Consider the following 23,863-nt stretch of genomic DNA (forward strand, 5'->3'; position numbering starts at 1 on the left):
TTCATGCCTCTGTAAAGAAGAATGGACTGGTTGGATCTGATGAATAACTCATAAGGAGGTTCCTAGGGTTATACTCGTTAGGATATAGATCCTTCCTTTGCCTCAAGGCAAACCGTCGGAAACGGCGGGACGCAAAGCTAAAGGGGTGTCGGCGCAAGCCACGTCAGCCAGCTGCCAAAGGTCATGAGTCACCTGAGGAATCAGAGGTGTGCATATGGAAGGAACAAATACATACAAGGATTGGTTTCATTCCCCTTAGCTAGCGAGTTATCACTGACGATTCCTCGCTAGCACTTTTTTTGGCGAACGAATTTCTTAAAACAAAATCCCTAAAAAACTATTTCTTCAAAGGAACAAGCCAGTTCAAGGCATCCTTTTGAGCGCCCCGCTGGATCGCTGTGATCTCGGTGTACAACTGCGTGCTCAGAGGCCCGTTTTCGTTGTTATTGATTGTCCAGTCTTTACCCTGATAGTGCAAAACACCCACTGGGGAAATAACTGCGGCCGTACCCGTGCCGAAAGCTTCTTTCAATTCGCCTTTAGCCAGACGGTCCACCACTTCTGTAATGGTAATACGTCTTTCAACCACGGGCAGATTTTTAGAGCGCAACAACTGCAGAATCGCATCGCGGGTCCCGCCAGACAGAATGCTGCCATTCAGTGCCGGAGTGACAATTTCATTATCGAAGACGAAGAACACATTCATGGTGCCGACTTCTTCAATGCCCTGGTGTTCGACATCCAGCCACAGAACTTGGGCATAGCCTTTCTTCTTGGCTTCCAAGGCGGCCTTCAGACTGGAGGCATAGTTCGCCCCGGCCTTTACTGCACCCAAGCCCCCAGGGGCAGCGCGCAGATACTTTTCCTCGGTCCAAATCTTAATCGGCTTGGTGCCTTCAGAATAATAAGAACCCACCGGTGAAAGCAGAATAAAGAAGATCGTTTCGCGCGAAGGACGAACCCCCAGAAACGGCTCAGACCCAATCAAGGTCGGACGGATATACAAAGAAGTGTTCGGACCTTTCGGGATCCAGCGTTCATCCGCAGCCACAACCTGGTGCAGACCTTCCATGAACAGCTCCATTGGCGGAGCTTCCAGACACAAACGAGCCGCGCCTTCAGCCAAACGGTGATAGTTGAATTCAGGACGGAAGAACACAACCTCGCCGTCTTCCTTGCGGAAGGCCTTCATGCCTTCGAACAAAGCCTGACCATAATGGAACACAGAAGCTCCAGGATCCAAGGCAAGCGGCCCGTAAGGAACCACGCTGGCCTCAGACCAACCCTTGCCTTCGGTGTATTTAGCCACAAACATGTGGTCAGAAAAGTGCTGCCCGAATCCAAGTTGATCAGAGGGCGGAAGGGCTTTCGGAGTGCTGGTCAGATTCTTCGTAATTGTGGTCATAGAAAGGACCTATCGAACATGATGGGAATGGTCAAACATCCATTGTTCTTTTTTACTTTTTAACAGAAAACTCACCTTCCCTAGACTAACGCCCTGCAAACTTTGGCCGACTTGTTTCACTCTGAAACACTCGCGGAACCTCTTGTTAGAACTTCTCGCATATTAACGAATCGTCATTGTAAAAAATTGGGCTTTTCAGTCAAAAAGCCGATAAGAACAGCATGAAACACGGAACGTCGCTGGCATCTTTCTTAGCACTCCTTTTTATGGCTGCTTTCAGCCATGCCGCTCCGAATTCTTTGACCTATCAGGGAAGGATTATCAAATCCGACGGGACCGCGCTGGAGTACGCTCATGTCAGCTTCCTGTTTGAAATCACAAACCCAACTGGAACTTGTGTCATCTATCGCGAACAAGTCGACGATGTGAACATGCTGAACTCCAAGGGTGTGTTTGATGTGCCGATTGGTTCGGGCACGAAACTGTTCCCCACTTCTCCGACATTTAAAATGTTGGATTCTTTCAAGAACTCTTTGGCGCACAACTGTTCGGGTGGATCCACCTACACAGCGGCTTCCGGCGATACAAGACTTTTGAAAGTTCAATTCCATGACGGCAATGGCTGGAAGGTCATTTCCCCGTCCAATGAAATTCGTTCGGTTCCTTTTTCTGCCTATGCTCTTTCGGCTGAATCCCTGGGCGATAAGATTGCCGATGACTTCCTTCTGAAAGCCGGCTTGCCGACGTGTGCGGGCGGTACGTTCCTGACTTGGAATGGCACGGCATTGACGTGCGGTGGAATCAGTGGTGCCAACGGCGGCACAGTGACGGATGTCACTTCTTCCAATACCTATATTACGATTGCCAACGGCACTTCGACTCCGGCGTTGACCCTGAATGTGGGCACAACTGCGGGAACAGTGGCTGCCGGTAATGATGCTCGCTTCTCGGACGCGCGGGTTCCAAGCGGTGCGGCGGCTGGGGATCTGGATGGCACTTATCCAAATCCAACTGTAGCAAAACTGCAGGGCACGGCGGTTTCCAATGCAGCTCCGGCTAGCGGGAACTTCCTGAGATACAATGGCACTGCCTGGACGCCATCAGCAATTGCACAAAGTGATGTCACAGGCCTGGCAGCAACTTTAAGTTCTTACATGACAGATGCGGAATTCAGCGCGGCCGTCGCGAATGCCGGCTGTGCGGCTCACGAAACCATGTACTGGAATGCCGTGGGTGGTTTTAACTGTCAGCCGATCAATGTGTCTTTAGCGGGCGACGTTGGCGGTACGATTGGTGCTTCCTCTGTAAATAAAATCAAAGGTGTGACTGTCGATACAACAGGTCTGACTACGGGTCAGATCTTGAAGTACGACGGCACCAAGTGGGCCCCTGCTGCCGATAACAATGACAACTCGGGCGGTACGGTTACGAATATCGCAACGGGCACTGGTTTGTCTGGTGGTCCAATCACTTCCACTGGAACTATTTCTCTGGCTAACACGGCGGTGACGGCCGCTTCTTATGGCTCCACCACACAAGTTGGAACTTTCACTGTCGATGCTCAAGGGCGTTTGACCGCGGCTTCGAATGCGGCGATTGCCTTCCCAGTAACTACGGTTGCGGGCAGAACTGGTGCCGTGGTTTTGGATGCTGCTGACATCACAAGTGGTGCTGGTAAATACCTGACTTATCGCCCAAACAACACGGCCTGTACGGACGGTCAGGTTTTGAAATGGGTTACGGCAAACAATCGCTGGGAATGTGCGAACGACACGGATACTGACACTTCTTCCGGTGGCACGATCACCAACATCGCGACAGGCACAGGCCTTTCCGGTGGTCCAATCACTTCCACAGGTACAATTTCTTTGGCGAACACGGCGGTCACTCCGGCGGTGTATGGCTCCACCACTTCGGTTGCGACATTCACTGTTGATGCTCAAGGCCGACTGACGGCGGCGTCGAATGCGGCGATCGCCTTCCCTGTCACCACGGTGGCTGGCAGAACTGGCGCGGTGACTTTGGACGTGGGTGATGTAGGCAACGGTACTGGCAAATACTTTATTTATCGCCCGAACAACACGGCTTGTACCGATGGTCAGGTTTTGAAATGGGTGACCGCGAACAACCGTTGGGAGTGCGGCACTGATACGGACACTTCTTCCGGTGGTACCGTGACCAACATCGCAACGGGCACTGGTTTATCTGGTGGTCCGATCACGGCCACGGGTACTATTTCTTTGGCTAACACGGCGGTGACGGCAGGATCTTACACTCGTGCTTCGATCACTGTGGATGCTCAGGGTCGCTTGACGGCAGCTTCCAGTGGTGCGGCGATCAATCTGACGTCTGATGTGACTGGCACTTTGCCGATTGCAAACGGTGGTACGGGTGCTACGACGGCCCTTGCCGCCATCAATGCACTTTCTCCATTAACCACTAAAGGTGACATCCTGGTTCGGGATGCAACGAACAACATCCGCTTGCCAGCGGGCACCAACGGTCAGGTCTTGACGGCGGATAGTGCTGTGACGGCCGGTGTGAAATGGGCCACCCCGACAACAGGCACCGTGACCAGTGTTTCTGGCACGGCTCCAGTTCAGGTGGCGACCGGCACAACAACGCCGGTGATTTCTGTGGATAATGCCACGACAACAACAAAAGGTGTCGTGCAAGTAGGTTCCGGTATCGCAGTTTCTTCCGGCACTATCAGCGCGGATCCGGCGAACTTCCCTTCAGCAGTTCCGGTGGCCAAAGGTGGTACTGGCGCGACGTCCTTGACCGGGGATCGCCTGCTGGTGTCCAACGGCACGGGTTCCGCAGTGATTCCGTTCACCTGTGCTGTGGGGCAGACTATCACCTTTAATGCCTCGGGCGTGATGGGTTGTACCAGCTATTCCGCAACATCCCTGTTCGCCAACGGCGGCAACAGCTTTGGTGCTGCAGCGACTTTGGGTACCAACGACAACTATGGTTTGAATTTCGAAACCAACGGTTCCCCGCGTATGACCATTTCCAATGGTGGTGCTGTCGGTATCGGAACCACTTCACCTAGCTTTAATCTGGACATCCAAAGTGCTGACGCCTTCCAGGCGCGCCTGTGGCATTCTTCCAACGGCCAGTACGACGGGGCGGCTTTGATGATGACCCGCACGCGCGGCACTCTGGCTTCCAATGCCGCCGTTACATCCGGCGACACCCTGGGTGGATTCTATTTCCGCGCCCATGACGGAACCAGTACAGGGACCACGAATTCGGCGATTGAAGTCAGTGCGGGTGAAAATCACACGACTTCGGCGCGCGGCTCTTACATGATCTTTGAAACCACCGCCAATGGCAGTGCTTCCCGTTCTGAACGCATGCGCGTTCACAGCAACGGCAACGTGGGGGTCGGCCAATCCAGCCCAAGCTATAAACTGCATGTCGGGTCAAACTCAGACACCACAAACGGAATAGCGGTCAGTGGTTCTTCTGTAACATCCCTGGATCTTTTGAACTCCAGCTTTGGTGGTCTGTGGCTCGGTGTGAACTTCTCCGGAGCTACTGTGAACGGTATCCCTGCCAACGGCATGGGTATGTCCGTTGGAAACAGCACTATCATCTTTGCCACCGGAAGCACGCGCACGGAGCGCATGCGCATCAACAACGTTGGTAATATTGGTATGGGTGTGACAAATCCAGCGCAAAGACTGGATATCTCCGGTGGTGCCATTCGCGCAGGGACCGCTTCGTCCGTGTCTGGAAGTCTGCTGATGGTCGACAACTATTCCAACGGCAACCTGACCACTTTCGGAACAGAATATTCCAGTGGTGCCCCGGCAATCGGTTATGGGGTGACTCCGGGTGCAACTGCCGGCACATTCCTGTCTTCTTCAAGTTCTGCCTCTTTGGCCCGTGCCGCAATCAACATGGGTGGAACTGATGGCATTCGATTCTACAGTTCTGACGGACAGACCGTGACCGCTGGAAGTTCTGTCACTGTGACGGAACGCATGCGCATCTCGAACTCCGGTAACGTCGGTATCGGCACAAACAATCCGGGCTATCCTTTGCATGTCAGTGGTACAGGATATATCCATGATGGGTCTTCCTATGTTGAACTGCTGTCCCGCTCAGATTCAGCGCTAAACGTGAATAACAACCACGCAACCAAACGTGGATTGACTATACATCATACCAACAGTGCCTCTCACATCGCGCAGTTCTATCACTGTCCGGGTGGCACCTGTACGCAGAAACTTTATGTCGACTATGCCGGGAACATGTGGATTGCCGGAACTTTGACAGAGGCATCTGATGCCCGTCTGAAAACTGACATCCAGATCCTGCCAGACAGTTTGAACAAGGTACTGGGCCTGACCGGCTACACCTACTACTGGAAGAATCCGACCAACAAAGAAAAACAAATTGGTCTGATCGCGCAGGAAGTGGAAAAAGTCTTCCCTGAAGCCGTTCGCACTGACAAAGATGGTTCCAAATCCGTGGCCTATCAAAAGCTGGTGGCACCACTGATCAATTCCATCAAAGAGCTTTACCAGATCGTGATTTCCGAAAACAAAAAACAGGATCGTGAGATTGCCTCACTCAAGGAAAATAACGCCGTTCTGGTTCACAAGGTTCAGTCCTTGGAACAGCAGAATCAGGCCTTGAAAGACGCCGTCTGCGAACTGAATCCGAAAGCCAAGGTCTGCCACAAATAACGCCGTCCGCCCTCGCTACGATGGCGGTATGTGCCAATCCCCTATCCCCTCTCAGTGCCATCAAAAGTCTGCTGTTTAGGATATCGACAGCAGACGAATATCCCCAAGATTCTAAATTTGCCCCAGCGGCAGATAATTGAGCCTACAAGGCAAAGCAAAGGCAGAATGCCAGAAACGCCTTTGGCTTTGGTTTTGCTCTGTAAAAGCCCATGCGTCGCTATTTTGGCCTCCTATTCAGTCTGCTAGTGCTTTCCCCTGCTTATTCCTGGGCTGCGGCCGATGTTTGCGCAAAGCCGCTTGTCTCAATTCGAGACATTGAAAACGAAGAGATCCTGCATCCCCAGCTGACCGGAACGCTGTACCAAAAAGCCTTCCTAAAACTGGCCCAGCGCCTAAGCCTTGAGAACTTAAACACTGTCGAATCCTATGCCCACACCCTTTCCCTGCGACTGACCAAAGAGCAAACTGAAAGCTTCAAAGCCGAATACGCCCGCTTTGCTCAAATTGAATCCTATGATTCTTTCCTGCAAATCATCAAAAAAGCAGATTACTTTAAATCATCCCTGCGCCTGCCAAATTCCTATGTGGCCTTGGTGGCTTCGTTAGCCCGTCACATGGGTGAAATCCGTCTGAACACCGCCGAAGTCGAAGCTTTGTGGCTAAGCCAGAACTGGCCATCCCTGGACAGTCTTTCTTTGACCCGTCAGCTGGCGAAAGTGTCCGGAGCCTTGGATAAACGCCGTCACCTGACCGTGGCTGAATACACGATCAGCCTGCGCGCGCTGGGCAAAGACTGCGCTAATATCAATGAAACAACCCTGCAAAAAAAGCTGCGCGAAGACTTCTGGCTGACACTAAGAAACAAACAAGCAGTTCGTGTGGCTGGCAGCAAAGTATTCCTGAATCAGGAAGCCCTGGCTGAAATCCCCGACCTGCACCTGCCCGAACAAACACTGCGCCTGGGTGAAGCCCGCGCCGTTACGTTGAAAGCCTACGCCAACGAAGACTTCCGCATCTATATTGGAAAAAGGCACGACATCAACCGCAGGGACAATCAGGATGTCATTCGCTTCTTCCACAGCAATTACGGCGAAGCCCCGTTTGCCATCGTAAATAAAAAAGAAAAGCTGATTCAGTTCTTCCGCGCTGACGGCCAGGAACTGTCCCGCAATGCCATTGAAACCTATCCGGGTGATGAATTAAATTCTGGCGGTGCCGGCATCTATCACTTTACAACTCAACAAAATGGTTTTGTCTTCCTGCAGGCTGAACGCGACTTGCAGATTCGTGCGGCCTTTAAAACCAATGCCTCTCTTTCCCGCGATATGGTGGTGTATGTGCTGCCAGAAACTGCAGACCATCACTTCCGCATTCGCAATCACCGTCTGACATTTGGAGCAGCCAAGGTCTTCCGCAATCGTATGGCCTATAACTACAGCCCGATGAACCGCGCGTTTAAAACAGTTCAAATCAAAGTGGACCTGAAAGACAGCTTTGCTCAAAGCTATGCCCAGGCACTGCAAGACGAGAAAACCACCCTGATGAGCCTGCTAAATATCGAAGATGATGAATACAACATGCTGGCTGAATTCGCCTTTGGAGTGATGTCGCCAGAAACCAATTTTGGAAAAAACTGGAAGTACCGTTTGAAGGAACTGGCCCCTGTGGCCATTGCCCTGCTTAAAGGAAACGGTCTGGATACGGACGACAACAGCCGTGGCCCGACGCAGATCAAACGCATCCCGCAGGTCATTATTGACAAGTACAAAATGGAAAAAAGTGATTTGAAAGACCCCAAATCGGCAGCCATTGCCACCTTGGCCTTCAGTGCGGATCTTTTAAAGGACCTGCGCAACCTGGCTTGGCAGCATCCTGCCATCGTGGAGGAAAACATACAGGATTATCTGTATTACCTGTATCAGGGACGCCGCTGGGAAATCCGCGACGCCACCGCCACACCAGACCAGAACGCCTCGATCAAAAAGATCAAAAAGGCCGTTCTGTTGATGTCGATTCAAAATAATTAATTCGCCGGGCAGGACACGGTCAGGCGATCACTGCCCTTTTTCATAGAAAGATCCAGGTCACCCTCTACAATCGAGTTTGCAGAGCTGTCACCCTTGGAGATTGTACCGATATAGCGGCCATCCACCAAAACCACGGACACATTGAAGCCGCTTTCCTGAGTGCGCAGGACATAAGCCGCCAGATCCGTGTTTTCCTTTACTTCCAAAACCAGTTCTTCAGCGCGCAGAGTGTTTGTGGTTTCAAGCAGGCAGCTTGGAGCCGCAAAAGACACAGAAGAAGACAAGATCACAACCAGGGACAGAATAGCTTTAGTCATAAGAACCTCTTTGAAGGTCCTTATAATGCACAAGCACCACAATCAAAATTGAATAATTATGAATATAATAATAAGATTTTATTATTATGTCAGAACCGAACATTTATCATTTGAAGTACTTTTCAAAAGCCGCTGAACTGCAAAGCCTGGCCGCCGCCGCCAAAGCCCTGAACGTCAGTCAGCCGGCCATCAGTCAAGCTATACGCAAGCTGGAAGAAACTTTGGGCGTCGAGCTGTTGCTGCACACCAAAAACCGCTTCAAGATGACCGAAGAAGGACGCTTGCTGCTGGAAAAGTCCCGGGTTCTTTTAAGCCAGCTGGAAGATCTTAAAGCGGAACTGAAAGGTCGTTCTGAAATTGTTACAGGCTCTTTAAGTATTGCGACCTCCACCGCGGTGGCGCACTATCTGCTGCCTGCCCGTTTGAAGGAATTTATGAAATCCCATGGTGAAGTTCAGCCGCAGTTGCATTTCGGTTCTGTCACCGAGATTGCCGAACTGGTGCGCAGTGGAAAGGCCGATATCGGAATCGTCATTGAAGAAAACCGGCTGCCGGGTTTTGAACATCGTCTGCTGGGTGAAGGTGGATTCACTTGCGTGATTCGCACAGGATCACACTGGCCTCCGTCCCCGCGCTTTCTGGCAACAGCAGAAAGCCCCGGTTGGTTTGATCTGCAAAAAGCCTGGCGCCGTCACAGCGGCGAAGAGGCCCGGGCAGCCCTGACCGTGGAAAGCTGGGAGGTTATCGGCCAGATGAGCCTGCTGGGAATGGGCGTGGGATTTGTTCCGGACTTTATCGCTGAAAACCAAAGCGGCTTGAAAGCCGTTGAAGAACAAAGCTCCTGGGCCGGAAAGATTCGCTACAAGATCTATCTGATTCATCTGGGAGAACATCAGCTGGCCAAGCCCGCCCGCCTGTTCGCACGCCTGCTGGCACAGGACGGATTGATTAAATAAAAAAAGGGACTCTTTTCAGAGTCCCTTTTAAGTTTTTACCGCGTCTTGAAATTACTGATTCACAGTCGGGATGACAATGCGGGCACCGACAACCAGCGAAGCCGGGTTGCGGATTTTGTTGCGTTCCGTAAGATCAGAAACCGCCACATTGTATTTCGCCGCGATCACAGAAAGGTTTTCACCCCTGCGAACGACATGGACTTTGGATTTCAATTTTTTGCTTTGAGCCACTTCAGTTGCCACTTCACGAGCAGAAGAACTGCCCGGAGTCGGAACTTTCAGTTTCATTCCCACTTTCAAGGTGCGGCCGCGGCGGATGTTGTTCATACGCTGAAGCTCGGACACGCTGGTGGAATACTTGCGAGCAATCGTGAACAAAGAGTCCCCGGACTGGACGATGTAATAGCGGCCATCAGGGCTTACGGTCACGGTGTTTCTTGGAGCTTCCAAAGTGGATTTTTTAGCCACCATTGAACGTGTCTGAGAACGATCCTTCAACGGTGTGCGATCCGGAACCTGAATGCGCATGCCCACTTTCAATGGTTTGCGACGAGGAATATCATTCAGGTCACGCAGGAACGCCACTGTCGTGCGGTAACGACGAGCCACCGTGCTCAGTGTGTCGCCATGACGAATGCGGTAAGTCTGCGTGTCGCCGGTGTCAGCCACGAACTGAACACGGGAAACATAGCTTTCTGTCGCAGCCACTTTGGACTGTTCTGTCGTTCCCGGAGGAATACGCAAAATCAGGTCGCTGCCTTTCAGGATCGCCACTTCACCCTTGAACTTCGGATTCAATGCTTTGAAATCCTCATAGTTCAGATTCATTTTCTCGGCCATCTGACGCAAGTTCACGGGCTGGGAAACGGTGATGTGATCGAACTCGATCGGTGGAAGATAATCGATGTCATCAAATCCGTACTTCGCCGGATCTTTACCGATCATTTTAGCCGCGATGAATTTTGGCACATAGTTGATGGTTTCAGCTGGCAGACGTTTTTTACGAGCCAGCTCCCAGAAGTCACGGGTGTAGTGATTCATCACTTCACGCTTTACGCGATTTTCACCCACGTTGTAGGAAGCCATCGCCAGATACCAGGAACCGAACACGCTATAAAGACCTTTGAAGTACTCGGCCGCAGCCTGAGTGGCAAAGACCGGGTCACGACGCTCATCCACGAAGGCATTGATGTCCAGACCATAACGTTTGCCGGTACCACGAATGAACTGCCAGTACCCCACCGCCGAAGCGTGAGAGGTCGCGCGCGAGCTGAATCCGGATTCGATCAAAGCGATGTAAAACAGATCTTCAGGAAGTCCATTGTCACGCAAAACCTTCTTCATCAGTTTTTCGTAGCGAGTGGAACGAGCCAGGTAACGTTCCATGTGCGGGCGACCGCGACCCTGGAAGTAGGCAATCCATTTTTCAACTAGGGGGTTAACTTCAGTAGGGATGGATTCCAATTCCTGATCCACCACCTTGGGGCCTTCGGGGTCAGACAAACGGAACGAGCCAATGTCCTTCAAATCCCCTTCACTGTTGGTAGCTGGTCTGCCAGCTTTCGCGCCCAAATCCTTATGAGCACAACCTGACACAAAGGCCAGGACCAAACTCAATGTTAAAAGTCTCCTCATGAGTCCTCCGACTGAGTTTTCAGGCTACAAAACTCGAGAGGTTTTTTCAATAAAACATCGCCCTTATTTTGCCTTTTTGTTGAGCAAATCCTGCCATAAGACGGGATTTACCTCGTAATTGCCCTTCTCTGACAGTCTATACAGCAGGACGTTGCGCAGAATCGCCTTCACGTAAAAGCTTGTTTCCGTCCATGGCAGCTCATCAAACCACAACTCATCCACCGGGGCCGAGCTGGGCTTGGCAAGTAGTTCGCTGACCTCAGCTCTTGCATCGATCCACAGCTTCATGCGATAGGGTCCTGCGTTATAAGCAGCCAGAGCGAAAGGAACGCTTCCCTGGAACTGGTCTAACATCTGGGAGACATAGAAAGACCCCATCGGAATGTTCACTTCAGGACGGAACATATCGTCGGGAAGCTCCACCTTCATGCCCAGTTTCTTGGACACTTCCTGAGCTGTCGGCGGAATCATCTGCATCAGGCCCAGTGCATTCGAGGTCGACACTGCCTTCAAATTGAAGGCACTTTCCTGACGAGTCAGACTTTTAAACAAAACTGCGTCGACACCATAACGATCCGCCTCAGCCTGATACAGGCTGGCAAAGGCTTCCGGGTATCCGATCTTCACGAACTGCTCGCGACGCAAACGTGGATCGGCTTCCATGGCCTCGTTGATCCAGCGAATCGCGGTCACATACTGATGACGCTCCACCAGTTTTTCTGCCAATTGAACTTTCAGCGTGGCATCTTTCAGGAACGGCACAGAGGACAACTCTTCCTGCGCTTCGCTCACCCAACCGGCTTCAGACAAAGCTTTGAATCGGTGCCACGCACTTTTTTGTGCGCCCACCACATAGAATTCATTCCCCAGCGCTGGCGCTTTGTCTTTATTGTCCGGCCAGGACAGTTTGCCTTTTTGCGATTCTGCGCGCAGACGAAGTCCATAGTAAGAAAACGGATAACGCTCGATCAAATCAGCCGCGGCCTGAGCGGCCCGGTCAGACTTGCTTTCCTGCAAAGAGCGCACAAGCCAGTACTGCCCGTTCAGATCATAGCGATCACGTCCCTGTTGCAGCAGACGCTCCAGCAAAGCCGAAGAGCTTGTATAGTCCTGCTTGCGGAAATAAATCAGACTTGCGCGGAACAATGCTTCTGCCGCTTCATCCGAGCCCAGATGATAAGTGTACAGTTTTTTATAAAGTTCCAGTGCCTTGTCGTACTGACCCAGGAAATGCGCCGAACGGCTGGCGATCCACAAAGCCGATGTGGTCGAAGGTGCCTGCGGGTTCTTATCCAATGCTTTTGTCGCCAAAGACAATGAACCGGAATAGTCCGCACGACGATGCATGCTGTGCGCCCATTCCATCAAACGGGCGGTGTCGGCTTCTTCCATTTCGTTCAAAGCTTTGACCTTGACCAGTTTTTCGCTCAGGGAATTGTAAATTTCCAGCGGCTTGTCTTTCTGACGACGAGCCGCGCGGCTGCCCGGGTATTCATTCAGAATCTGCACACTGTCTTTCAAAGCCGCGATAGGATCATTCTGCTTTTGTGCAAGTTTGATACGTTCTTCAATTCGGGCTTCATCACCCGCAATTTCAGGTGCCGTGGTGGCAGTCTTTGCCGGAGGCATCACCGTTGTTTTAGTCTTCGCGATGAAATCCAGTTTTTCCTGAAGATATTTGGAATCTTTCTGATCCTGCGCCTGTTCAAAGAAGAACTGCGCTTCGTTGTAGTTATTGTCCAGCATCGCCAGATCACCCAGCAGCTGATAGGCCTTGGACTTCTGTTCACGGTTCATGGAGGTGCTACTGGATAACAAAGCATCAATGCTGACAGCCGCTTTTTTATTTTTGCGGGTCACCTGATCTTCCAGCTGCACCATCTTGAAATCCAGATAGTATTTTTCAAGATTTGACGACCACGGGCCATTGCGGAAAAGATCCTTGTGAGATTCCATCGTGGTCAGTGCGCGATCCACGCCCGCGCGGTCTTTGACTTTCTTCTGTGCTTCATCCAGACAGTGCAGCCACGAGACACCGACCCATCCACGCAGATCCTTGTTCGCCGTAAAGACCTGCGGCGCCAGACGCGCGCATTCCGCCCATTTCAGATGAATTTCGTAATCTTTCAACTGCGACAGCGGCGAAAGTTTTACGGCTTTCTTTGCGTCTGCAATTTTATACAGATCCACCACCGGTGCTTTCGGCAGTTCTTTTTTTACATCCACTTTTTGAACTTGGGCCAATGAAACACTTCCAATAAGAAGGCCACCGGCCATGATCATTTTTTTCACGGAGACTCCTCCAGCTCAGGTCCCACGCTTTGCATGGGTCCTTTGTAATCAGTCATATCAAAATCAGCTTTGCGCAGATAAATCAAAGATGGTTCCCGCGATTGGCGGAAGACCACTTCCAGCTTCCAGTACGGTTCGTTCAGCAGACGTTCAACATATTCGCCCACATTATAATCACAGAAATAAGCAGATGCTTCTTCCACGATGCGCTTGCTGCAAAGCTCGTAAGAAAGATTATTTGAATAACGCAAAAGCCACGGCCATGGCCACTGTTCTTTCATGCCGACTTGCATTCTTAGTTGGGCCAACGAAGGTTTTTTCAGGATATTACCGGTGATAAGGTCAGAGACCTGCACCAGCTCATAGCTGGAATTGACGTAGACATAAGGGTGCGTCAAATCAATGGGTCTTTGGTACACTGAAATCCAGGCACTGCGCAGGCCCAGCGCCGCCAATATCACCGCCACTCCGGCCAACACATGACGGCCGACGAAACGGGTTTCAAAAGCATTCACCAGACTCATGGCCAAAACAAAGTAAAATCCCCAGACCAGCGACAGCACACACCACACAGTCTTGTACGGAATCAACGAATACACCAGCAGCTGCACCAGTGAAAACACGCTCGCCGCACGCAATTCTTTGCGTTTGGAAAAAACACCCACAACCGCCAGCAAACCCCCGAACAGAACCAAAGGTTCTGCCGTATACAGAACCTGCAGCCAGTACCACGCGCTTTTTTCATGACCGTGACCATGCACCCCGGTTTTCAACCACGGCAGAACGGCTTTGAAGAAATCAACAATGCCCGAAAGATTCTGGTAAAAGCCCGTGAACAACTGCAGGAAGACCAAAGTCAGCAGGACCGTCAACACGGTCAGGCGCCCGCTCCACGCCAGACGGATGGTTTCCGGTGAAAACATCGTGCGCAGATGGCCTAAGCCCAGAGTCAAAAAGGCCACCACCCAGGCAAACATCGTGATCACGAATGTTTCCTTCAGCGCCATCATCCCCCAAAGTCCGATCAGGAAAAGCCCCAACGCTTTTTCATCCTGACGACCGATCCAGCGCAGTATACCCATGCCGGCCATTAGCTGAAAAAACACAAAAGGCATTTCATGAATTCCCGAACGGCCAAAAAAGACAAAGGCCGGGCTAAGCAGCACCAGCACCGCCATCACCATGTTGACCGCTTTGGGGCGAAGGGCGCCCCAGGCCAGCACCATCACACTAAGCACGCTGAACACAGAAGGCACCGCGCGCAGGGTTTCCAAACTGCGACCCCACAAAGCTTCAAACCCCTGCAGCACATAGAAATACATCGGACCGTGATAGTTGTTGGGATCGTACTTATAGTAGCCAAGCTTTGACATCTGCATCACGAACCAGCCATTGATGCTTTCGTCAAAATGAATGGGCTTATTGGTCAAAAGAGCAAAACGACTGATCAAAGCCAGCAGGAAAAGCCCCGCCCAGAAAGCCGCATGAGAGAAGTTCGTGACCTTGAAAGATTTCATTGTTAACTATCGTAAAGATGGAATCTTCCGTGTCAACCCCACACTGCTCACTGATTGTATATTTGGAACATCCTGAAATGCTTCCGGCATACCTGCGCGACCTGCGCGGTTTTTTTGCCAAGTTCCCACTGAACTATGAAGTCATTGTCGTCGCCGAAAAAGGCTGTGTGGTGCCCCCGACCGAGGGCCCTGTGCGCGTTCTGCAAAATTCCAAGAAGCTGGGCCGTGCGGCCAGTTTGTGGCAGGGCCTGAAAAACAGCCAGGCCCCGTTTTCAGCAATCACATCCGTGGACATGAACACGCCCTTGGCGGACTACTTCAAATTGCTGCAAAACCTGATGACCGAAGAAGGTTATGACATTTGCTGGGGCGATCGCTACAAGAAAAAAGACAGTCCCTTCCTGAAAGGGCCTCACCCCCGTCAGCAAATGGAAGACAGCTTCAACCGCATTTTGCGCGACAAGTTCCCGCAATGCCCCCACGACCCTTTAAGCGAGATTCTGCTGTTTAAAAAAGCCGCCATTGAAAAGCTGGCCGCCGAACCCCGTAAGTACACAGGCTGGTATCTGGGACCGCAACTGCTGGGAGGCCTTCGCCGTCAGCAGCTTCGTGTTTTGGAAATTCCGGTGTTTGAATCAGGACAGACATTGCCAGGCTTCTCACTTTGGAGACAGCGCTGGAACCTTTTCGTTGAGTGTGCTTTCAAGACCTCTTAAAGCCTCGTGCAGATAGTAATCCAGCCAGCGCGTGCCGCCGACAGGCAAAGACTGACGGTGCAGATAGCCCATGTGGCCACCGCGCTTTTCAATATGCAGCTGTACGTGTTTGGAAAACGGTGCGCGCAGGTAATCACCGACATCCACAAACGGATCATCCGCAGACGTCAGGGTGTACGTTGGCACATCAATACCCGAAACATACTGGATGGATGAACAGCGCTGATAGTAATCCTCGCGACTGGCAAAGCCCGAAGCCGGAGCCGTATAAATCTGATCCATGTCCCAAATCGTGGCCCACTTGGGAATTTCGTATTTTTCTGAAATCAAACCCATGCGATGTTTTTCTTCCACCAGCTTGCGCAGACGCAAAACAAAACGCATGTCATAAACGCGATTAAAGCCGGACTTCAAAAGCAAAGAACCTGATTGCAGATTCAAAGGCGCATTGACGGTGATCGCCCCATCAGGCTTGTTCTTGCCACCATATCCGCCCAGCAGGCACAGCATGATGTTGCCGCTTAAAGAATATCCCACCGAGATGTGTTTTTTATTCGGGAACATCTGACGAAGCTCCCCAAGCACCACGGACACATCCTCGGCACTGCCGGAATGATACGGGCGTTTGGCAAAAGGCGCACCTTCACCGGCACCACGGTGATTGACCAGCACAACCGAATGCCCCAGCTGCTGACAGATCAGCGCGGTTCTTTGCATATAGTCCGAGGTGACATCCCCGGAAAGACCGTGGAAAAGACTGACCACCAGATTGGTGTGACCCTTGATCCAGGAACAAAAAAGTCGATCCCCGTCAGGAAGATCGACTTCAAATTTTTTACCGAAATGTGACAGCTCTGCTGACTTTAAAAAGTGAGCCCACAATGTCTGACCGTGACCGCTGTCGGCCCAAAAAGGCGCTGCACATGAAATCAGGTTCAGTCGTTGCAAGTCTACTCCTTACAGTAGTACTGCCCGTTCACGTACACATATCCATCCGGGCGTCTGCCGCGGGGATCGTGGTGAAGCCAGTGCAGCAGGCCACCTTTGTTCGTCCAGATAAACTGCCCGCCCATGGCGATAACGTCGCCAACTTTCAAAGGCACACGCGGGCACATATCTAAATTATACACAGCTTGCATCAGCTCGCCATTGGAAAGACGAACAACCCACTTTTGATGCTCCAGACCACTGTTGTCATCAGGCAGAACCTTTACAACTGTCAGGCTGCCACCTTCAACGAAGTCCTCACGACGACGGTCGTTCACCGCGCGTACCAGATCGGAATCACTGGCAGTTTCGTCCAAAGATGCGGACGGCTCGTAACTAGAGTCTTCGCTCTGGCGATTGTTTTCCCAGGATTCCTCACGATTGTTGCGGCGCTTTGCTTCAACAGTTTCAACGTGAGCGAAAACAACGACGAAGGCGAAAAGATAAATGCTGACTTTAGTGATGAATTTCATAGCTCCCCCTGCTATGCGCGGGAGTTTGCTAAAATGTGCGGACAAAGACAACCAATAAAAAAGGGATGCCATTGAAACATCCCTCTCTGAAACCATTAAAGACTGATCTGAAACAATCTGTAAAATTTACTTAAACTCCACGTTCTCGATAGTTACGAACTCTTCGCCGGCAGGCTTGATGATTCGCACCTCATCTCCCAATTTTTTTCCCAGAAGCGCACGCGCCACAGGAGACTTCCAGGAAATCTTGCCCGCTTTCGGATCAAACTCGTCTTCACCGACGATCTGATACACGACTTCATCACCGTCTTCATTGACCAATGTGACTGTGGCACTGAAAAGCACCGTTGTGCCCTTCATCTGTTTTGGGTCCACCAGCTCGGCATCTTCGATTCGTTTGGTCAGGAAGTGCACACGACGGTCGATTTCGCGCAAACGACGTTTGCCATACTGATAATCCGCGTTTTCTGAGCGGTCCCCGTTACTGGCAGCCCACGCCACAACTTCCACCAATTTAGGGCGCTCCACGTGCATCAGCGCGTGATATTCCGCCTTCAATTTAGCCAGACCTTCGGGGGTGATGTAGTTCTTGTTGTTATCCATATGGCAAGACTCTAGACCATCTTCCAGAAGCCTTCCAGCAAACTTTCCACAATTTCTTGATCACATCCTCGGACCTAGACTTTAGCTCCCTTTAATACTGAGACAGTTACTCCGAAAAAAGGATGAGGAGGAATCGATGAAAAAACAGTGGAAACGTCTGCTTATCGCTGCACTAAGCTCGTCATCCGTTTTTGCTGCGACGTGGTTCTGGTATCAGTCCACGGCTGACACACGTTCCTCCAATTCCAATGAAAAACCGCTGGCGTATGTCGGAAAAGTTGTTGAAGACATTCAGCGCCGTCCGGCTTCACGTCTGTTGTGGCAGCTCGTCAATTCGGGTGAGCCTCTGTACAACGGCGAAGCCATTCGTACCAGTGAACGCGGTGAAGTGCGCATTCAGTTCGTGGATTCCGATCGTTATCTGGATCTGGAACCGGAATCCCTGATCGTGATCAAAAAATCCGAAGGTGAAATCGCCCTGGATTTGATGGAAGGTAGCTTGTTCGTTAATGCCAAAACCGGAGCCACTGACAGTGATGCCCCGGGGCTGGTGCTCAATTCCGCCAACGGTAAAGTCGATCTGTCCCAGGCTTCCGCAAGTCTTTCCAAAGGCCGCGGCGATTCTGTCGACGTTCAAGTCCTTGAAGGTAAAGCATCCATCAAAGGCTCTGACGGTCAAAGCAAAGAACTGACCACACGTGAAGAAGTCAAAATCCTGACTCCACTGCCACAAAAACCCGTGGCGATGGATGCGGAAAATCCAGAAGCAGTGCCGTTCCAATGGCAGGGCTTCCCGGCCAACTCCAACATCACGTTGTGGGTGGGCCCCAGCCGAAAACAGCTGAAACCGCTGATGAAGGCTGCTCCCAATGCAAATCAACTTATGGCTTCACTGCCCTTCGGCCGTCACTACTGGAAACTTGTAGCGACAAATCCGCAAGGGTCGGTGGCTGCCGAAAGCCCTATCTATAAAACAGAAGTTCTGGCTCGCTATGCGCCGACCATGGTCTTCCCGACCGCAGATGCTGAAGTGCCAGCGGTACAGACTCCTTATAACATGTCCTTTAAATGGCAGATGGGTGAAGACACCCGCCAGATGACTTTGGAACTGTGGGGGGATGAACAGTTGAAAAACAAAATCTCCACCAATACGTTCACCAAGGAAGATTCTTTCACCGCCCCGGGCCTGAAATCCGGCTCTTATTACTGGCGCATGACCACGTACTTCCTGGATACGGACAAGCCGTCTTTGGGCAAAGTGCAGAAGTTCACAATCAAACCTGCAAGCCAGGTGAACGCCAAAGTCGAATTCGTCCCCGTTCAGATCAACTTCACCATGCCTGAAAAAGACATGGTTCAGTACTATGTTGAAAAACCACGCCTGGGCCTATCCTGGAAGGTGGACAAGACTGAAAATGTCTCTGCATGGCGCGTGAAATATCACACCGAAGAAGAAGACCCCGCCCTGGCACAAAGCTTTGACGTCAAAGAAGTTCAAAACACGCAAGTGCAGGCACCCGTGGCCCGCCCGGGCCGCTACATCGCTTCGATCGAGGCATTAAATAAAGACGGAAAAGTTCTGGGCACGACAAGTTCTCAGATCCTGACCGTCAGTCCCCTGCCGTTGCTGGAAGCGCCAAGCTTCACGCCAGCCGAAGGCACTTTGCAGGCTTCAATGGACGGTCGCACACAGCTGACCTGGAATGCAGTTGAAGGTGCGAAAGAATACTGGCTGACCATTCGTAAAGACGGCAAGGAACTGAAACGCAGCAAGTACATGCAAAACTCCACGGCGTTAAGAAATCTTTTGCCGGGTGAATATGAAGTCGAACTGACAGCTGTTGACACCTATGGAAGAAACAGCCAGGCCGGTCCGGTCAGAAAACTGCTGGTTCCGGACAAGTCCAATGTGCGAGCCCCTACCTTAAAGAAGATCAAGGTTAATTGATGAAGTTAGGCAGTGCGTTCATTTTATTAATGATCTCTTTCTGGACCTCGATGGTTCTGGCGGCGCCTTATCGTCGTCTGGTGAACTTCGAGTGGGAAGCCATTGAGAACGCCAAGTCCTATGAAATCGAACTGAAACAAGTTAAATCCAGCAAGGAAGAAGAAGCTAAAACCTTCACTTTCAAAGTTTCAGAAGCCGCCTGGAATGGTCGACTGACTCCGGGCAAGTACATGATGAAGCTGCGTTCGCGTGACTATCGGGGCGTTCCCGGTGACTGGAGTGAGCCAAGTGAATTCAACGTCGGCCTTGAAACCGCTGTACTGAAATTCCCAGGTGCCCGTGTAAAAATGGCGACGAAAGAAACCGACACCACTTCCCTTGAGTTCAAATGGGCGCCCGTGGGCGGCGCTGATCAGTATCATTTCGTGCTGACTTCGGATGACGGCAAAACCCAGATCACTGAAACTTTGAAGGATCCGTCCTTTAAAGTGAAAGTTCCAGTGGCGTCGCACTATACGTGGAAAGTTTCTTCATCCAACAACGAGGGCATCACCAGTGATGCGACCGCCGTGGGTCAGTTCACCCTGCTGGGTAAACCCGTTGAAAATCCACGCATCGAAAAGCCGGAAAGTGATTTCGTGCGCGAGCTGAAATGGAATCGCCCTGATCACGTATCCAGTTACGACGTTTATCTTTTGAAATACAACATGGCCGATAAAAAATGGGAAAAGCTGAAAGTGTATGAAAACTATCAGCAAGACACATTGCCATTTGATGACAATCTGCCGGGCGGAAAGTATCAGGTTGTGGTTCGTGCCAAGTCGGACCTGCGCCCGTCGGCCCCACTGGCGAAACAATCGTTCTCGGTGCGCAGTGGGGATCGTTCTCCGGCGGCTGAATACACGGCCCTGGTTCGTAAATCCATCGATCGCGTCACGGGCTGGTATGCGGTTGCAAGTTATCTGATCACTGAAATGTCCTATCAGGGTGTGAACCCGGAAAAAAACTCGTCCGTGGCATACAAAGCCCTGGGCGGCACCGGCCGTATGGGCGTGGGTTGGTTCAATCCAAACACTCCATGGGGTTTCCTGGGAATCATCGACATGAGCGGTTTCACCTTCAACGGCAAAACCCAGACATTCGCTTCTGCCGAAGCCAACGCCGTTTACCGTCGTGCCATGGGTGACCGCGGCGAAGTGCGCTTCCAGGCCGGTCCTTATTATAAGGAACTGCCTGAAACTGTGGGTGATCCATTCTCGGGATCTTCAGAAGATCTAAAAATCAGCTCTGCCGGTCCGCACTTTGGTGCCGAGTACTGGTATTCCCTGACGCCGAAACTGGGTATTCAGGTGAATGCGCATCTTTACATGTCCCTGATGAAAATCAGCACGCCGAATGGTGAGCCGATGGAACCCAAGATGTCGACCCAATTCGGCTTCCTGGGAAGTTATCGTTTCACCCCACGATTTACAGGATTGATTGGTTATGCCATGCGCGAAGACAAAATGTCGTACAAGGCTAAAACCGGAACGGACAGCTTTGCCTCGGACGGTGACGTCAACGAGTCCACCATTATTGGTAACTATCTAAACGTCTTTGCCGAGTGGAGCTTCTGATCAGGAGAGAACTATGAGAATACCTATTTCGACAAAACTCATTACAGTCACAATCCTGATCCTGGTTGCCGCCACCGGGACCATCACCTGGATTTCATCCTCTTACTTTGAGAAGAAAGCCGCAGAGCAGGTCGATATCGCGAACCTTGAATCTGCCGCAGCCAAAGCCAAAGAGATCGAAAACATCATCGCCAATCTGGTGGACAAAACCCGTGTCACCGCTTCCCTGCTGACCAAAAGAACCAACGAACAGGCTGACACCGGCGATAACTTTGACTTCAACTTTACCAAAGACAAAAACTTCATTGCCCTGGAAGTCCTGAAACTGGACGGCACCAGTGTGGAAACCGTGGCTCGTCGTGTGAAAGATGACGTGCTGAAACCGTACGGCCTTAATTCCACTTACATGATTCACGTTCGCTCGTGGCAGAAGTTCCCGATCCGCTCTGTGGCTCAGGGAAGCATTGAAATCAAAAATGCCACTTATCCCAAAGCTCCGGCAATGATCACGATTGGCATTCCGCTGATCCGCGATGAACAGGGTAAGATCACTCATGTGGCTTTGGCCGATGTGACTCTGGCTCCATTTGAAAAGCCCTTCACTGACCCTTCTGAGCGCACGCAGTACCTGATTGACCGCCATGGGGAACTTTTAGCCCACAAGGACGAGCAAAAAGCCATGGCACGCCTGAACATGGCGAAATACCCGATCGTGCAAAAAGCCCTGACACAAAAGTCCCCGCAGTTCCAGACGAAGTTCCTGAATCCTGACAACGACAAGGATTATTTCGGGGCTTCCGTAAAAACATCTTACGGTGCCACGGTGATTTCCCAGACCTCGGAAGAAACCATCCTGGAAGTGTCCCGCGAGGTGAAACGCCGGGCGATCTTCGTCGCGGGTTCCGCGATCTCGATGGCAATTTTCTTTATCTTCCTGTTCTCTATGACCCTGACCTCCCCGATTGAAAAACTGGCGGAGATGATCAACCTCGTGTCCAAAGGGAACTTCAACGTCAAAGCCCGTGCCCAGGTAAAATCCCATGATGAAGTGGGCGATCTGGCCGAAGCCTTCGATCACATGACCGAGGGCTTGAAGGAACGCGACAAGGTGAAAAGCCTGTTCTCGAAGTTCCACGGATCTTCCGTTGCCGAGGACTTGATCAACAAGGACATCGGCGTCGGCGGTCAGACCAAGGACGTTGTCGTCTTCTTCTCGGATATTCGCGGTTTCACGGCGTTCTCGGAAAAACGATCTCCGGAAGAGGTCGTTGAAATGCTGAATGAATACTTTGGTGTGATGGTTAAAATCATCAACTCCCACGGCGGGGTTGTGGATAAATTCATCGGCGATGCGATCATGGCAGTTTGGGGTGCGCCGAAAAGTTCGGACCGCGATTCCCACCAGGCCGTGCGTGCGTGTCTTGAAATGCGCCGCGCTTTGGAAGGCCTGAATGAACGCCGTATCGCCCGCGAACAGCCGCCGATCAACATCGGTATGGGCCTGCACGCAGGGAAAGCAATTTCCGGTACCATTGGTTCTGACGAGCGTATGGAGTACACGGTGATCGGAAACACGGTGAATACGGCTTCGCGAATTGAAGCCTCCACCAAGGCTTTCGGTGCGGATCTGTTGATTTCAGACACCGTCATCGAAAAAATCGGTGAAGACTTCAAGACCGAACTTGCCGGTGCCGCCGAGGTCAAAGGACGCTCGGAGGCTTTGAAAATGTTCAAGGTGCGTGGCTATCGAGCGGAAGATGGCTCGATGGTCGAAGTGCGCACAGCCTATTCTGACTATGAAGCGGAAGCCGCTGACAAGGTCAAAATCAAAGACGCAGCTTAGGGTACGCTGGCGGGAGCGCGTGAAGTGCCTGCCGCCGCCACCTGCTTGCGACTGAATTCTTCAGCCACCGCAACAGTCTGTCTATACTCTGGATATATAAAGGCTTCGGTCACATGCACCTGTCTGGTGGGATCTTTCGTTCCCACGCTGGCGCAGGAAACAACATTAATAAGCAGCAGACACAAAAGCACTAGCTTAAGATTGATACGCATGATTCCCCCCGGAATCCACTACCCTTGCATTTCCCTTGCCGCCTTTAAAGCAACCTATTGCTTATTGCCGTTGATACCCTGGTCACTGTCTAAAAGCTGGTTGACGTTCCCCACCCCCTGTTAGCGGACTGTACATCCAATTCCCATGTTTAAACAGTGGGCGCTTTTCAGGTTTATCCCAGACAAATCAAGCATTCACAGAAATTAAGGAATGGTAACGCCACCAAAACGTAAACAGCGGCGCGCACACGATTTCAATCACTTAAGTGCTGGCCTGACCGTTGCTTTAGGAACATTCCCACGGGGGGATGCTATGAAGAAGGTAATGGGTGGACTTTTACTATTCACACTGTTCGCACCAGTAAATAGTTTTGCAAAAGATGGTATCGGCACCGGTGACTTTAATCAGATGATTGAAGAAAACAACGCTGCTGCCAAGAATCTGAACAACACCATCACACGCAATGTCAGTTCAGAAAACACCTTTAAAGGTGAAGTGATCACCGTCGTGCAAAGCACACGCAATCCGGTGAAATACAATCCGTTCCTGCTGGAGGACGAAGTCGAAGTGAAATCACTGCGCGACCAGAATCACTAGTTCGCAGGTATTCAGTTT

Annotated in this window: 17 protein-coding genes and 1 riboswitch; of the genes, 8 read left to right on the forward strand and 9 right to left on the reverse strand. The window is 51.4% G+C overall.

What is annotated here, in order from left to right:
* The first annotated feature begins 96 nt into the window (after positions 1-96).
* Positions 97-179: riboswitch (cyclic di-GMP riboswitch) on the forward strand.
* A 158-nt stretch (positions 180-337) separates the two neighbouring features.
* A complete protein-coding gene (locus tag AC04MQ_RS12970) occupies positions 338-1,405 on the reverse strand; it encodes a branched-chain amino acid aminotransferase (protein ID WP_475392272.1) in 1,068 nt (355 codons plus the stop codon).
* A gap of 266 nt (positions 1,406-1,671) precedes the next feature.
* On the opposite strand from AC04MQ_RS12970, the gene AC04MQ_RS12975 reads away from it, so the two are divergent.
* Together AC04MQ_RS12975 and AC04MQ_RS12980 are read left to right on the forward strand one after the other, a co-directional pair.
* A complete protein-coding gene (locus tag AC04MQ_RS12975; RefSeq protein WP_475392273.1) occupies positions 1,672-6,105 on the forward strand; it encodes a tail fiber domain-containing protein in 4,434 nt (1,477 codons plus the stop codon).
* A gap of 209 nt (positions 6,106-6,314) precedes the next feature.
* Positions 6,315-8,132 (forward strand): hypothetical protein, encoded by a 1,818-nt coding sequence (locus AC04MQ_RS12980; RefSeq protein WP_475392274.1) that lies wholly within the window; start codon positions 6,315-6,317, stop codon positions 8,130-8,132.
* On the opposite strand, the gene AC04MQ_RS12985 is transcribed toward AC04MQ_RS12980, so the two are convergent.
* Positions 8,129-8,449: a hypothetical protein gene (locus AC04MQ_RS12985; RefSeq protein WP_475392275.1), complete on the reverse strand. Its 321-nt coding sequence runs from the start codon at positions 8,447-8,449 to the stop codon at positions 8,129-8,131. The two genes, AC04MQ_RS12980 and AC04MQ_RS12985, sit on opposite strands and share 4 nt — an antisense overlap.
* A 110-nt stretch (positions 8,450-8,559) precedes the next feature.
* Between AC04MQ_RS12985 and AC04MQ_RS12990 the strand changes: the two genes are divergently transcribed.
* Entirely contained in the window at positions 8,560-9,405 is an 846-nt protein-coding gene (locus AC04MQ_RS12990) for a LysR family transcriptional regulator (RefSeq protein WP_475392276.1), read from the forward strand.
* 51 nt (positions 9,406-9,456) lie between these two features.
* Here the strand turns inward: AC04MQ_RS12990 and AC04MQ_RS12995 are convergent, their stop codons facing one another.
* The 3 genes from AC04MQ_RS12995 to AC04MQ_RS13005 form a co-directional block, all read right to left on the reverse strand.
* Positions 9,457-11,022 (reverse strand): LysM peptidoglycan-binding domain-containing protein, encoded by a 1,566-nt coding sequence (locus tag AC04MQ_RS12995; protein WP_475392277.1) that lies wholly within the window; start codon positions 11,020-11,022, stop codon positions 9,457-9,459.
* 81 nt (positions 11,023-11,103) lie between these two features.
* Entirely contained in the window at positions 11,104-13,323 is a 2,220-nt protein-coding gene (locus tag AC04MQ_RS13000) for a transglycosylase SLT domain-containing protein (RefSeq protein ID WP_475392361.1), read from the reverse strand.
* A gap of 5 nt (positions 13,324-13,328) precedes the next feature.
* Positions 13,329-14,849: a flippase activity-associated protein Agl23 gene (locus AC04MQ_RS13005; RefSeq protein ID WP_475392278.1), complete on the reverse strand. Its 1,521-nt coding sequence runs from the start codon at positions 14,847-14,849 to the stop codon at positions 13,329-13,331.
* Between the two features lie 77 nt (positions 14,850-14,926).
* On the opposite strand from AC04MQ_RS13005, the gene AC04MQ_RS13010 reads away from it, so the two are divergent.
* Complete coding sequence (locus AC04MQ_RS13010) at positions 14,927-15,565, forward strand: glycosyltransferase (RefSeq protein WP_475392279.1); 639 nt, start codon at positions 14,927-14,929, stop codon at positions 15,563-15,565.
* Here the strand turns inward: AC04MQ_RS13010 and AC04MQ_RS13015 are convergent.
* From AC04MQ_RS13015 to greB, 3 genes are all read right to left on the reverse strand, one after another.
* Positions 15,509-16,513 (reverse strand): YheT family hydrolase, encoded by a 1,005-nt coding sequence (locus AC04MQ_RS13015; RefSeq protein ID WP_475392280.1) that lies wholly within the window; start codon positions 16,511-16,513, stop codon positions 15,509-15,511. The two genes, AC04MQ_RS13010 and AC04MQ_RS13015, sit on opposite strands and share 57 nt — an antisense overlap.
* Before the next feature lie 2 nt (positions 16,514-16,515).
* Entirely contained in the window at positions 16,516-17,025 is a 510-nt protein-coding gene (locus AC04MQ_RS13020) for a DUF3465 domain-containing protein (protein WP_475392281.1), read from the reverse strand.
* A 126-nt stretch (positions 17,026-17,151) separates the two neighbouring features.
* Positions 17,152-17,628: a transcription elongation factor GreB gene (greB, locus tag AC04MQ_RS13025; RefSeq protein ID WP_038452139.1), complete on the reverse strand. Its 477-nt coding sequence runs from the start codon at positions 17,626-17,628 to the stop codon at positions 17,152-17,154.
* A 136-nt stretch (positions 17,629-17,764) separates the two neighbouring features.
* Here greB and AC04MQ_RS13030 point away from each other — a divergent pair, with 136 nt between their 5' ends.
* The 3 genes from AC04MQ_RS13030 to AC04MQ_RS13040 are packed head-to-tail and all read left to right on the forward strand — an operon-like array spanning position 17,765 to position 23,035.
* Positions 17,765-19,576: a FecR family protein gene (locus AC04MQ_RS13030; RefSeq protein ID WP_475392282.1), complete on the forward strand. Its 1,812-nt coding sequence runs from the start codon at positions 17,765-17,767 to the stop codon at positions 19,574-19,576.
* A gap of 29 nt (positions 19,577-19,605) precedes the next feature.
* Complete coding sequence (locus tag AC04MQ_RS13035; protein ID WP_475392283.1) at positions 19,606-21,192, forward strand: fibronectin type III domain-containing protein; 1,587 nt, start codon at positions 19,606-19,608, stop codon at positions 21,190-21,192.
* A 13-nt stretch (positions 21,193-21,205) separates the two neighbouring features.
* Positions 21,206-23,035, forward strand: coding sequence for an adenylate/guanylate cyclase domain-containing protein (locus tag AC04MQ_RS13040; RefSeq protein ID WP_475392284.1), 1,830 nt, complete (start codon positions 21,206-21,208; stop codon positions 23,033-23,035).
* Here AC04MQ_RS13040 and AC04MQ_RS13045 read toward each other — a convergent pair.
* Entirely contained in the window at positions 23,032-23,247 is a 216-nt protein-coding gene (locus tag AC04MQ_RS13045) for a hypothetical protein (protein ID WP_475392285.1), read from the reverse strand. The genes AC04MQ_RS13040 and AC04MQ_RS13045 overlap by 4 nt on opposite strands.
* A gap of 313 nt (positions 23,248-23,560) precedes the next feature.
* Between AC04MQ_RS13045 and AC04MQ_RS13050 the strand changes: the two genes are divergently transcribed.
* Entirely contained in the window at positions 23,561-23,845 is a 285-nt protein-coding gene (locus AC04MQ_RS13050) for a hypothetical protein (protein ID WP_475392286.1), read from the forward strand.
* Positions 23,846-23,863 lie beyond the last annotated feature (18 nt).

It is taken from the genome of Bdellovibrio sp. MYbb2 (assembly GCF_056175685.1).

Bases quoted from the DNA above. Each gene is read 5' to 3' on its own strand.
- AC04MQ_RS13045 (WP_475392285.1), bottom strand. From the start codon at position 23,247: ATGCGTATCAATCTTAAGCTAGTGCTTTTGTGTCTGCTGCTTATTAAT.
- AC04MQ_RS13035 (WP_475392283.1), top strand. From the start codon at position 19,606: ATGATCTCTTTCTGGACCTCGATGGTTCTGGCGGCGCCTTATCGTCGT.
- AC04MQ_RS13010 (WP_475392279.1), top strand. From the start codon at position 14,927: ATGCTTCCGGCATACCTGCGCGACCTGCGCGGTTTTTTTGCCAAGTTC.
- AC04MQ_RS12980 (WP_475392274.1), top strand. From the start codon at position 6,315: ATGCGTCGCTATTTTGGCCTCCTATTCAGTCTGCTAGTGCTTTCCCCT.
- AC04MQ_RS13005 (WP_475392278.1), bottom strand. From the start codon at position 14,849: ATGAAATCTTTCAAGGTCACGAACTTCTCTCATGCGGCTTTCTGGGCG.
- greB (WP_038452139.1), bottom strand. From the start codon at position 17,628: ATGGATAACAACAAGAACTACATCACCCCCGAAGGTCTGGCTAAATTG.
- AC04MQ_RS12970 (WP_475392272.1), bottom strand. From the start codon at position 1,405: ATGACCACAATTACGAAGAATCTGACCAGCACTCCGAAAGCCCTTCCG.
- AC04MQ_RS13020 (WP_475392281.1), bottom strand. From the start codon at position 17,025: ATGAAATTCATCACTAAAGTCAGCATTTATCTTTTCGCCTTCGTCGTT.
- AC04MQ_RS13040 (WP_475392284.1), top strand. From the start codon at position 21,206: ATGAGAATACCTATTTCGACAAAACTCATTACAGTCACAATCCTGATC.
- AC04MQ_RS13000 (WP_475392361.1), bottom strand. From the start codon at position 13,323: ATGATCATGGCCGGTGGCCTTCTTATTGGAAGTGTTTCATTGGCCCAA.
- AC04MQ_RS13030 (WP_475392282.1), top strand. From the start codon at position 17,765: ATGAAAAAACAGTGGAAACGTCTGCTTATCGCTGCACTAAGCTCGTCA.
- AC04MQ_RS12985 (WP_475392275.1), bottom strand. From the start codon at position 8,449: ATGACTAAAGCTATTCTGTCCCTGGTTGTGATCTTGTCTTCTTCTGTG.
- AC04MQ_RS12975 (WP_475392273.1), top strand. From the start codon at position 1,672: ATGGCTGCTTTCAGCCATGCCGCTCCGAATTCTTTGACCTATCAGGGA.
- AC04MQ_RS13050 (WP_475392286.1), top strand. From the start codon at position 23,561: ATGAAGAAGGTAATGGGTGGACTTTTACTATTCACACTGTTCGCACCA.